Raw genomic sequence first — 10,903 nt, 5'->3', positions numbered from 1 at the left:
CGCGACCGCGACTGACACGTTCAGGTCGCAGAAACCGCCGCTCTGAGGCTGCGTAAGCGGCGAAAATCGCGACCTGAAGCCCCGGCTCAGCCCTCGAGCGCCGCCGTCACCACGGCGCGGGCCTCGGCCTGCACCTCGGCGAGATGGTCGGAGCCGCGCAGACTCTCGGCGTACAGCTTGTAGACATCCTCGGTGCCGGACGGACGCGCGGCGAACCAGGCGTGCTCGGTCTGCACCTTCAGCCCGCCGATCGCGGCGCCGTTGCCCGGCGCGTGCGACAGTTTGGCCGTGATCGGTTCGCCGGCGAGAGTCGTCGCGGTGACAGACTCGGGCGCGAGCTTCGACAGCGTCGCCTTCTGCTCCGGCGTCGCGGGCGCATCGACGCGCTGGTAGGCGGATGCTCCGAACGCCTGCTCGAGTTCGGCATACCGCTCGGAGGGGGTCTTGCCCGTGACGGCGATGATCTCGGCCGCCAGCAGGGAGAGCAGGATGCCGTCCTTGTCGGTCGTCCACGGGCTGCCGTCGCGGCGCAGGAACGAGGCTCCGGCCGACTCCTCGCCGCCGAACGCCACTGAGCCGTCGAGCAGGCCCGGTACGAACCACTTGAACCCGACCGGCACCTCCAGCAGACGGCGTCCGAGCGACTCGGCCACGCGGTCGATGATCATCGAGGAGACCAGGGTCTTGCCGACCGCGGCATCCCGTGTCCACTCCGCCCGGTGCGAGAACAGGTAGTCGATCGCGACGGCGAGGTAGTGGTTCGGGTTCATGAGTCCGGCATCCGGCGTCACGATGCCGTGTCGGTCGGCGTCGGCGTCGTTCCCGGTGAGGACGTCGAAATCGCCGCGACGCGCGACGAGGGATGCCATCGCCGACGGCGATGACGGATCCATCCGGATCTTCTCGTCCCAGTCCAGCGTCATGAACCGCCACGTCGGATCGACTTCGGGGTTGACGACAGTGAGTTCGAGCCCGTGCATCTCCTTGATGAGCGTCCAGTAGTCGACGGATGCTCCGCCGAGCGGGTCAGCGCCGATGCGCACGCCGGCCTTCTTGATGGCATCCACGTCGATGATCGACGGCAGATCGCGCACGTAGGCGTCGCGGAAGTCGTGACTGGGCAGTGCGTCCCAGTCGATGTCGGCGAAGCTCTGCGCCTTCACGCCGTCCATGCCCGCTTCGATGAGTTCGTTCGCGCGGGCGGCGATCCAGCCGGTCGCATCGGCGTCGGCGGGGCCGCCGTGCGGCGGGTTGTACTTGAAACCGCCATCGCGGGGCGGGTTGTGCGAGGGCGTCACGACGATACCGTCGGCACGACCAGCGGCACCCGGGGCGAGGCCGCGGTTGTGGGTGAGGATGGCGTGGCTGAGCGCCGGGGTCGGCACATACGAGTCGCGGGAGTCGACGCGGAGGTCGACGTCGTTCGCCATGAGAACTTCGATCGCGGTGCGCTCGGCCGGGAGGGACAGCGCGTGCGTGTCGCGCCCGAGGAACAGGGGGCCGGTGATCCCCTGCGAGCGACGGTAGTCGACGATCGCCTGGGTGGTGGCGAGGATGTGGTTCTCGTTGAAACTGCCGGTGAGCGACGAGCCGCGGTGGCCGCTCGTGCCGAACGCGACGCGCTGGGCCGGGTCGGAAGGATCCGGATGCCGGTCGTAGTAGGCGGCGATGAGGGCGTCGACGTCGATGAGGTCAGATTCCTCCGCGGGGAGGCCGGCACGGCTGGTCATGTGAACAGTCTGCCCCGATCTCGCCGCACGCGCACCCTGACCGCCGAGACTGCATTGCGCGGATGAGAGCCGCGGGAATCCGTGGCGATTCATCCGCGCAATGCAGTCTCGCGTGGGGGAGGGGTGGGAGGGCTAAGGTGAAACGCGTGACTCAACGGCGCACCTACAGCTATCTGGGCCCTGCGGGCACCTTCACCGAAGCAGCCCTCGATCAGGTCGCCGAGGCCCGCGGTCAGCGCTGGCACCCGGTGCACAACGTCGGAGAGGCGCTCGCCGACGTTCTCGAAGGACGCAGTCACGCCGCGATGATCGCGATCGAGAACTCCATCGAGGGCGGCGTCTCGACGACGCAGGATGCTCTGGCGACTCTTCCCGGGCTCCGCATCGTCGGTGAATATCTGGTGAAGGTCAACTTCGTGCTCGTCGCCCCGCGCGGAACGAAGCTCGAAGACGTCAAGGTCATCGCGGCGCACCCGGTCGCCTATGCGCAGTGCCACGGCTGGCTCGGTGAGCATCTGCCGGAGCACTCTCATGTTCCCGCGGCCAGCAACGTGGCATCCGCCATCGGCGTGCTCGAGGGGTCATCGCCCGCGCAGGCCGCGATCGCACCCCCCGGGATCGTGCAGCACTACGACGTCGACGTGCTGGCTTCGGAGATCGGAGACAACACCTCCGCTGTCACGCGGTTCGTGCTCGTGACACGCACGACGATGCCTCCCGACCCGACCGGTGCCGACAAGACCTCTCTCATCGTCGAGCTGCCGCATGACCATCCCGGCGCGCTGCTCGACATGCTCGAGCAGTTCTCGACCCGCGGCATCAACCTGTCGCTGATCGAATCGCGGCCGATCGGTGACGCGCTGGGCCGGTACCGGTTCGTCATCGACGCCGACGGGCACGTGGCCGATGAGCGGATGGCGGATGCGCTCCTGGGCATCCGGCGCTTCAGCCCGCGCGTGGTGTTCCTCGGGTCGTACCCGCGAGCGGATCGGCGCATCGTGCAGTACCCCGATCGCTACGCCGACGACGTATTCGTCGAGGCGCGCGACTGGCTGCGTGCACTGATCACGGGCGAGCCCGAGGCGTGAGCGGGTGGGGCGCGACGTTTCGACTTCTCGCTCCGCTCGGCGCTCAACGCGTTTCGTCTCGCTGCGCTCGCTCAACGTCCCGCAGGGTGAGAACTGCGCTCGCGCAACGTCCCGTGAGGGGAGAGCTGCGCTCGCTCAACGTCCCGTGAGGTGAGAAGTGCGCTCGCTCAACGTCCCGCAGGGTGAGAACTGCGCTCGCTCAACGTCCCGTGAGGGGAGAGCTGCGCTCGCTCAACGTTCCGTGAGGGGCGAACCGAGCTCGCGCGGGCGCCGAACGCCGGTCGTTGAGCGGAGGCGGCGCAGCCGCCGAAGACGAAACGGGTTGAGCGAGCGCAGCGAGTCGAAGCCGCTCTCCGCCCGTCCGCTCAGTGCTCCTGATACCGCGGCCACGTGCTGCCGGGCAGCAGGTGCGAATACAGCGCGCCCTTGGCGACGTCGAGGGTCGGATATCGTCCGGTCTCGGCATCCGCCCCGGCCATGACGACGACGTAGTCGTCCTCATCATGACGAATGCTGCCGACGACCCCGTTCGGCCCGTACGCAACCCAGAGGCCGCACGTCTGCGTGGTGCTCACGATCGAACTCCTTCCGACACTGCCGACCGTACTCCGCGGTTCGCGATCCGGCCACCCCTCCAGCAGGCGGGAGCCGGCTCAGGGCGCGACGAGCTCGAGGGTCTGGATGCGGCCGGTCGCGTCATCCATCGCCTCCGACTCGTAGGCGCCGGCGACCGGCGAGAGCATGACCTCGTCGACGCCGTACTTCTCGGCGAACTCGCGCAGTTCGGTCGCAACCGACGCGCCGGTGCCGACGAACCAGGTCGCGCGGGCGGCGTCGACGACCTGATCGGTCGCGGGATCGGATGCTGCGGCCAGCGCCTCATCCACCGTCTCGAGAGGGATGAGCGGCTTGTTCAGGCGCAGCCGTGACATCATCCGCAGCTGCGGCAGCGCCCGCGCCTCGGCCTCCTCGGCGGTGGGCGCGGCGACCACGTTGACGGTCAGGAACGTCCGCGGCGACGGGTTCGCGTCACTCGGCTGATAGTTCGTGCGGTACAGATCCAGCGCACGCTCCAGTCCCTGACCCGCGAAATGGTTCGCGAAGACGTAGGGCAGACCCTGGGATGCCGCGAGTTGGGCGGAGTAGTCGCTCGAACCGAGCAGCCACACCTCGGGAGTCCCCACGGCCGCCGGTGTCGAATGCACGGTGTACTCGCCACCGGAGGTGAAGCGCACCGTGGCACCGTCGCCGCCCATGAGCAGCGAGATGTCCTGCACGTGGCGGGGGAACTGCTCGACATCGCTCGTCGTGCCGGATGTGCGCAGCAGCTGCGTAATGACCGGGTCGCTGCCCGGCGCGCGACCGAGGCCGAGATCGATGCGTCCGGGCGCGATGGCCTCGAGCGCGGCGAACTGCTCGGCGACGATGAGCGGCGCGTGATTCGGAAGCATGACCCCGCCAGAGCCGAGGCGCATACGTGACGTGCGCCCCGCAGCGGCGGCGATGAGCACCGGAGGAGTGGTGGATGCCACCGCCGGCATGTTGTGGTGCTCGGCGAACCAGTAGCGGCGGTACCCGAGCCGGTCTGCGGTCTCGGCGAGCGTCAGCGAGGCTGCGATGGCCTCGGCGGTGGTCTGGCCGGTGCGCACCGGGACGAGGTCGAGCACGGACAGGGCGGGGGCTGAGGCAGTCATCCTCGTGTGCAACTGTTCACGATCCATGGACATTCCCCGTGACCGCAGGGCTAGTGTTTTCCGCATGGACGCCACCATCTTCTACGTGCTCGTCGGTGCTGTGATCGTGGCGGCCATCGCACGATGGCGCGGATGGCCGGCACCTCTGCTGGTCACGATCGTGGCGCTCGCAGCATCCTTTCTGCCGTTCATCCCTGAGATGACGATCGACGGGCATGTGCTGCTGAGTCTTGTGCTTCCTCCGCTGCTGTACTCGGCGGCGCTGGACGTCTCGTTCGTCGGGTTCAAACGCAGCCTTCCGCAGATCCGCCGCCTGGGAATCTGGCTGGTACTGCTCACCGCGGCCGTCGTGGGGCTGGTCGCCTGGTTGATCATGCCCTCGCTGACGCTGCCGGGTGCGCTGCTGCTCGGAGCGATCGTCTCACCGCCGGATGCTGTCTCCGCTGCGGCCATCGGCCGCAAGCTCGGACTTCCGCGGCGCATCATGACCGTGCTGTCGGGCGAGAGCCTGATCAACGATGCGACCTCGCTGACGCTGTACCGGGTGTTCGCGGCGATGATCGCGGGGGCGGCGTACACCGTCTGGCAGGGAATCTGGCAGTTCGTCATCGCGGTCGTGGTCGGCATCGTTGTCGGGCTCGTTTTCGGCGCGCTGCTGCATCAGCTGCGCATGCGCGTCGCCGATCCGGTGGTGATCGGGACGTTCGGACTGCTCGTGCCCTTCGGCGCGTACGCGATCGCCGAGCACCTCGGCGGTTCGGGGGTGCTCGCCGTCGTCGCGATGGGGCTGTACGTCGGGTTCAACGCTCCGCGCACCGACTACACGACTCGGCAGCAGGAGGCCCCGCTGTGGCTGTCGGCGGACCTGCTGCTGGAGAGTTTCGTCTTTGCGTACATCGGTCTGCAGTTCCCCCGGGTGCTGAGCGATCTGGGATCGGAATCGGTGCTGCAGATCCTACTGCTGTCGGGAGCGGTGCTGCTCGCCGTGCTGATAGTGCGACCGCTCTACATCTATCCCGCCCACGCGGTGGCGCGATGGTGGGAACGTGCTCGGCTGCGCCGGTGGGAGCGGGTGGTCAAGGCCCGAGGATTCGAGTCGCTTCCGCAGAAGCCCGGACGCGCGCCGATGACCGAAGAGCGGATGCGGCGGCGTCTCACCGAGCCGGCGCTGGACTGGAAGGACAACGCGGTCATCTCATGGGCGGGGATGCGCGGCGTGGTCACTCTCGCGACGGCGCTCGCCGCGGCTGACCTCGCGGCGCTCGACGACAAGTCATCGCATGCGATCGTCGTGGTGGCATTCATCGTGACGGTGGCGACGCTGCTGCTGCAGGGGCTGACGCTGCCGGTGCTGATCCGCCGACTCGGCGTCGCCGGCGATTCGGATCGAGACGAGGATGCTGCGGCGATCGCCGCCGTGCGTGCGCGGAGCCGTGACGCCGGGATGGCGTTCCTCGCCGAGCAGCGCGAGCGATGGGCAGCGAAGTACGGCGACGCAGAGATGAAGGCGTTCGACACGTTCGCGATGCGGATGACGCGAGTCGAGACCGACACCGACCGCGCTCAGCAGGTCGAGGATTCGATGCCGAAGCCGTCGTACGAGGATCTCGTGGAGCTTTCGAAAGGATGGTTGCACGTGCGGCGCGAGGTGCTCCTCGCCGAGCGCGATGATGACAATCTCGACGAGGAGCTGATGCGCGAGCTCATGGCGGCGATCGACGCCGAAGAGCTCGCGCTCGACACACGGGGTGCGACCCAGCCTCAGTCGCGGGCGTAGGCCCGCCCGGCAGCATCCGCGCCCGCAGCATCCTGCTCGGCATCCGTCGGAGCGTCCTCGTCCTCCGACTCGTCGGCGAACGGCAGGCCCTCGCGGGGAGCGTTGTAGAGCTCCTCGTCCAGGATGCCCTCGCGCTTGGCGACGATCGTCGGGATGAGCGCCTGGCCGGCGACGTTGACCGCGGTGCGGCCCATGTCGAGGATCGGGTCGATCGCGAGGAGCAGGCCGACGCCCTCGAGCGGCAGGCCGAGCGTCGACAGCGTGAGCGTGAGCATGACCGTCGCGCCGGTGGTGCCGGCGGTCGCGGCGGAGCCCACGACGGAGACGAGCACGATCAGCAGGTACTGCACGAAGCTCAGCTCGATGCCGAAGAACTGTGCGACGAAGATCGCGGCGATCGCGGGGTAGATGGCCGCGCATCCGTCCATCTTGGTCGTCGAGCCGAACGGCACCGCGAACGACGCGTATGAGGAGGGCACGCCGAAGTTGCGCTCGGTGACGCGCTGCGTGAGCGGGAGCGTGCCCAGCGATGAGCGGCTGACGAAGCCGAGCTGCACGGCTGGCCACACACCGGAGAAGTACTGCTTGATCGACAGTCCGTGCGTCTTCACGAGGATGGGGTACACCACGAACAGCACCAGGGCGAGACCGATGTAGATAGCGGCGACGAACCAGATGAGTGAGGTGAGCTTGCCCCAGCCGTACTGGACGACGGCGTTTCCGATCAGGCCGAAGGTGCCGAGCGGGGCGATGCGGATGATCCACCACAGCACGCGCTGGATGACCTTCAGGAACGACTCGGTGAAGGCCAGGAACGGCTCGGCCTTCCGGCCGGCCTTGAGGGCGGCGATGCCGACGACGGCGGAGATCACGATGATCTGCAGGATGTTGAAGTCGACGCTCGAGGACGCGGCGCCCGTGGTCGGGTCCACGGAGGTGCCGACCTCGAGGCCGAGGAAGTTCTGCGGGATGAGGCCGATGAGGAAGTTCCACCAGGAGCCGACGTTGCGCGGCTCACCGGTCTCAAGACCTTCGCCGGCACGCGCTCCGGGCTGGAGGACGAGGCCGAGCACGATTCCGATGCTCACCGCGATGAAAGCGGTGATCGCGAACCAGAGCAGGGTCTGTCCGGCGAGGCGTGCGGCGTTCTGCACGCGGCGGAGGTTCGAGATGCTCGCGACGATCGCGGCGAAGACGAGCGGGACGACCGCTGTGCGCAGCAGGGTGACGTAGGAACTGCCGATCGTGCCGAGAGTGTCCGACAGAACGGTCGGGTTGTTCTCGCTGGCGCCGAGTTGCACGGCGATCAGGCCGACGGCGATGCCCAGAACGAGGGCGACGAGGATCTGGAATCCGAACGACGTCAGCAGCTTGTGGACGGGACCGCGGGTGTCGGGCGCCTTCTGGGCGCGGGCAGTGGTACTCATGGATCTCCAAGCGTGGGCGGGCGCCGGATGCGCGCCACGGGAGACAACGTTAGGCCGGTCGGTTCATTCCCCGGGCGGATGTGACGCCGGGTGACGTCGCGCCGTCACCGTCGCGTCATCACATCCGCGTCGTCAGATCCGTGGGGGAGATGCGTCAGGCGGCGCAGGCGGCGCCGGCTTCGGACATCGTCTCGGTCACCAGGGTCTTGGCTTCCTCTGTGGTCTGCTCGTCCTTGCCGGCTGCGAGGTTTGCGAGGTCCTGGTCGGAGATGTCGGAGTCGAGGAAGGCCTCGGCCACGCACTCGAGCTGGTCATCGGTGAGAAGGCCGCCCTGCCCGGCATCTTCGAGGATCGTCGAGATGCCCTCGCTGAGCTCGCCCGTCGAGGGGCGCTCGGAACCGCCGGAGCATGCAGCCAGCGAGAAGGCGACGGCTGCGATGGGAAGGGCGAGAAGAACACGAGTGCGCGTGGCGAGATTGCTGTTCATATGACTCACCGTAGAGCCGGGCCGAGGCCGGCGCGATGGGGAGAGGTGTCCATGTCAGCCCGCACGACGGCGTGCGCCCACCTCGCTGCCGAACATCTCTGACGTGAGCCCGTCGAGGAACTCTCCCGGCTCGGTCTTCAGGGCTTCGGCGATGCGTACGAGTGTCTGAACACTGAGCATCGCGCGGCCGGATTCGTAGCTGCGGATGTTGGAGGAGTCGATGTCGCTGAGCACCGCGAGCTGGTCCTGCGTGAGGCCGCGGCGCTTGCGCTCTGCGGCGATTGCGGCCCCGACATGAGCAGCTGCGGCGGACGGGATTCGGGGCACCAGATAAGCGTCTTAGTCCACGGTCGCTCACGCCAGGGTGTATGTAGCCGGGTACTTGTACACTCACGATGTGACCAAGGGATCGGATGCTGCGTCTGAGCAGCTCGTAAAGTCGCGTAAACGCGTCGCCGACCACGGCGAGGTCTTCACGCCTCGCTGGCTGGTCGACGACATGCTCGATCTGGTCAAGTCCGAGACGGAGCGGATCGACTCGCGGTTCCTTGAGCCGGCGTGCGGGTCGGGCAACTTCCTCGTGCCGGTTCTGGAGCGAAAACTCGCGGCGGTACAGGCGAACCACGGGAAGAGCGACTTCGAGAAGCGTCACTATGCGCTGCTCGGGTTGATGTGCATCTACGGCATCGAGTTGCTGGATGACAACGCTGTCGAGTGCCGCGAGAACCTCGCGGGTACTTTCGCCCGGTATCTAGGTATCGATGGCGGCGATGAATGGGATAGCGCGGCGCGCACCGTGCTCGCCGTGAACATCGTGCAGGGCGACGCGCTCGCTATGACGACGTCCGCGAGAGAGCCGATCACATTCCCCGAGTGGGGCTACCTCGGGCGCGGCAAGTTCCAACGTCGCGACTTCCGCTACGACAGCCTGACCCAGCGAGCTGCGGCATCGAAGGGCCTATTCGCACATTTCGAGGAGCACGAGATCTTCACACCGGTGCGCACGTACCCGGCGATGACCGTCAGGGAGATCGCAGCATCGTGACACTCCAAGCACCTTTCACGCTGCAGGGTCACAACCCCGACGTGCTCACCTGCATCGCCAACCTCTCGAACGACGAGGTGTTCACTCCGCCCGAGTTCGCCAATCGGATGCTCGACACGCTCGAGCAGGCGTGGGCGGAGTCGAACAGCGGAGCGTCGATCTGGGCGGATCCGAACGTCACATTCCTCGATCCGTTCACGAAATCGGGTGTCTTTCTCCGCGAGATCACCAGGCGACTGACGGAGGGACTGGGGTCTCAGATCCCTGTCGTTGAGGAACGTGTGGATCACATCCTCACCAGGCAGGTGTTCGGCATCGGCATCACGCGGCTCACATCGCTACTCGCAAGGCGCAGCGTGTACTGCTCGAAGGATGCCACCGGCGAGCACTCGATCGCCAAGAACTTCGACCGCGACTGGGGCAACATCTGGTTCGAGCGGACTGAGCACACCTGGAGTGCTCGCAAGAAGGTGCGTCGGGCGAACTCGCTGACCGGTGACGAGGAGCTCGTTGAGCAGCCCGGCACTGGCAGGTGCCGGTTCTGCGGCGCTTCTGAGGGGGAGTATGCCCGTGACTCCGGCCTCGAAAGTCATGCCTACGCCTTCATTCACACAGACGACATCAAGGCCCGTGTGAACGGGCTGTTCGGAGCCGACATGCAATTCGACGTCATCATCGGAAACCCGCCGTATCAACTCAGCGATGGAGGCTACGGTACGTCGGCCGCGCCGATCTACCAGTTGTTCGTGGAGAAGGCGCTGGAGCTCGACCCGCGCTATGGAGTCTTCGTCACGCCTTCGCGCTGGTTCGCCGGCGGGAAGGGGCTGGATGCCTATCGCGAACGGATGCTCGGAGACCATCGGATGCACGACATCGTCGACTACCCGAAGCTATACGAGGCGTTTCCCGGCGTGAAGATTCGGGGCGGAATCTCGTACTTTCTTTGGGATCGCGACTACGACGGGCCCTGCACGGTTCAGACGATGTGGGACGGTCAGCCGGTGGGCGAGCCGACAGCCCGGTATCTTGACGCCTTCGACGTGCTCGTACGTTGGAACGCAGCTGTCCCGATCCTGGAGAAGGTTCGCGCACGAGGTGAACGGACTTTGGACGCGCGCGTCTCGAGCGGCAAACCGTTCGGATTGCGGACGTTCGTGCACGGTGCCGCAACTCCCCGAGGGCTCGCCGATCCAGTGAAGCTTTTCGGTTCGCGGAGGGTGAGTTGGATTGAGCGATCCGCAATCGATACGAACGCCGATTGGATCGACAAGTGGAAAGTCCTGATGACGGCCGTTCAAGGTACTAGTGCCGCTGTGGAGACGAAATTCCTATCCAGGCCGATCGTCGCTGGCCCGGGTTCTGCGTGCACTGAAACGTACGTCGTTGCCGGTCGGCTCGATACTCAACGGGATGCTGATCGGTTGGCTTCCTTACTTCGGACGCGATTCGTCCGGTTTCTCGTGTCCCTTCACTATAGATCTTGTGGACTAGTTAGTCTGACTTCTCGAAGGACGTGGCGGTCTCTACCAAACGGATCGATGATGGTCTTGTGGTCGGGTCTGACTCATGGCTCTTCTGACACCCCGCTGTCTGGGGTTGTCCTGTTTACGACGTGTCGACTGGCTCGGCTCACTGTAATAAGTGCAGCCCAGCAG

Annotated in this window: 10 protein-coding genes; 4 read left to right on the top strand and 6 right to left on the bottom strand. The window is 66.5% G+C overall.

Annotated elements, in window-relative coordinates:
- Positions 1–86: 86 nt before the first annotated feature.
- Entirely contained in the window at positions 87–1,730 is a 1,644-nt protein-coding gene (pgm, locus tag ACTICP_RS14415) for a phosphoglucomutase (alpha-D-glucose-1,6-bisphosphate-dependent) (RefSeq protein ID WP_441893544.1), read from the bottom strand.
- A 137-nt stretch (positions 1,731–1,867) separates the two neighbouring features.
- Between pgm and pheA the strand changes: the two genes are divergently transcribed.
- Positions 1,868–2,818, top strand: coding sequence for a prephenate dehydratase (gene pheA / locus ACTICP_RS14410; RefSeq protein ID WP_441893542.1), 951 nt, complete (start codon positions 1,868–1,870; stop codon positions 2,816–2,818).
- A 365-nt stretch (positions 2,819–3,183) separates the two neighbouring features.
- On the opposite strand, the gene ACTICP_RS14405 is transcribed toward pheA, so the two are convergent.
- Together ACTICP_RS14405 and ACTICP_RS14400 are read right to left on the bottom strand one after the other, a co-directional pair.
- Entirely contained in the window at positions 3,184–3,393 is a 210-nt protein-coding gene (locus tag ACTICP_RS14405; RefSeq protein WP_441893540.1) for a methyltransferase, read from the bottom strand.
- A 78-nt stretch (positions 3,394–3,471) separates the two neighbouring features.
- Positions 3,472–4,512: an LLM class flavin-dependent oxidoreductase gene (locus ACTICP_RS14400; RefSeq protein WP_441893538.1), complete on the bottom strand. Its 1,041-nt coding sequence runs from the start codon at positions 4,510–4,512 to the stop codon at positions 3,472–3,474.
- Between the two features lie 64 nt (positions 4,513–4,576).
- On the opposite strand from ACTICP_RS14400, the gene ACTICP_RS14395 reads away from it, so the two are divergent.
- Positions 4,577–6,289 (top strand): cation:proton antiporter, encoded by a 1,713-nt coding sequence (locus ACTICP_RS14395; protein ID WP_441893536.1) that lies wholly within the window; start codon positions 4,577–4,579, stop codon positions 6,287–6,289.
- Here the strand turns inward: ACTICP_RS14395 and ACTICP_RS14390 are convergent.
- The 3 genes from ACTICP_RS14390 to ACTICP_RS14380 all read right to left on the bottom strand — a co-directional run bounded on the left by ACTICP_RS14390 (position 6,274) and on the right by ACTICP_RS14380 (position 8,530).
- Positions 6,274–7,716 carry a dicarboxylate/amino acid:cation symporter gene (locus tag ACTICP_RS14390; protein ID WP_441893534.1) on the bottom strand — a complete coding sequence of 481 codons (1,443 nt, stop codon included), beginning with the start codon at positions 7,714–7,716 and terminating at the stop codon, positions 6,274–6,276. The genes ACTICP_RS14395 and ACTICP_RS14390 overlap by 16 nt on opposite strands.
- A 154-nt stretch (positions 7,717–7,870) precedes the next feature.
- The gene (locus ACTICP_RS14385; RefSeq protein WP_441893532.1) at positions 7,871–8,203 is read right to left on the bottom strand and encodes a hypothetical protein; all 333 of its coding nucleotides are present in this window, start codon (positions 8,201–8,203) and stop codon (positions 7,871–7,873) included.
- 54 nt (positions 8,204–8,257) lie between these two features.
- Positions 8,258–8,530 carry a helix-turn-helix domain-containing protein gene (locus ACTICP_RS14380; RefSeq protein ID WP_441893530.1) on the bottom strand — a complete coding sequence of 91 codons (273 nt, stop codon included), beginning with the start codon at positions 8,528–8,530 and terminating at the stop codon, positions 8,258–8,260.
- Between the two features lie 70 nt (positions 8,531–8,600).
- On the opposite strand from ACTICP_RS14380, the gene ACTICP_RS14375 reads away from it, so the two are divergent.
- Positions 8,601–9,248: an N-6 DNA methylase gene (locus tag ACTICP_RS14375; protein ID WP_441893528.1), complete on the top strand. Its 648-nt coding sequence runs from the start codon at positions 8,601–8,603 to the stop codon at positions 9,246–9,248.
- A partial coding sequence (locus ACTICP_RS14370; RefSeq protein WP_441893526.1) for an Eco57I restriction-modification methylase domain-containing protein occupies positions 9,245–10,903 on the top strand: 1,659 nt, incomplete at its 3' end. The genes ACTICP_RS14375 and ACTICP_RS14370, both read left to right, overlap by 4 nt.

The organism is Microbacterium sp., assembly GCF_052102115.1.
Lineage (GTDB): Bacteria > Actinomycetota > Actinomycetes > Actinomycetales > Microbacteriaceae > Microbacterium.
The sequence above is the reverse complement of the archived record's forward strand: the minus strand, read 5'-3'. Positions and strand labels throughout refer to the sequence as shown.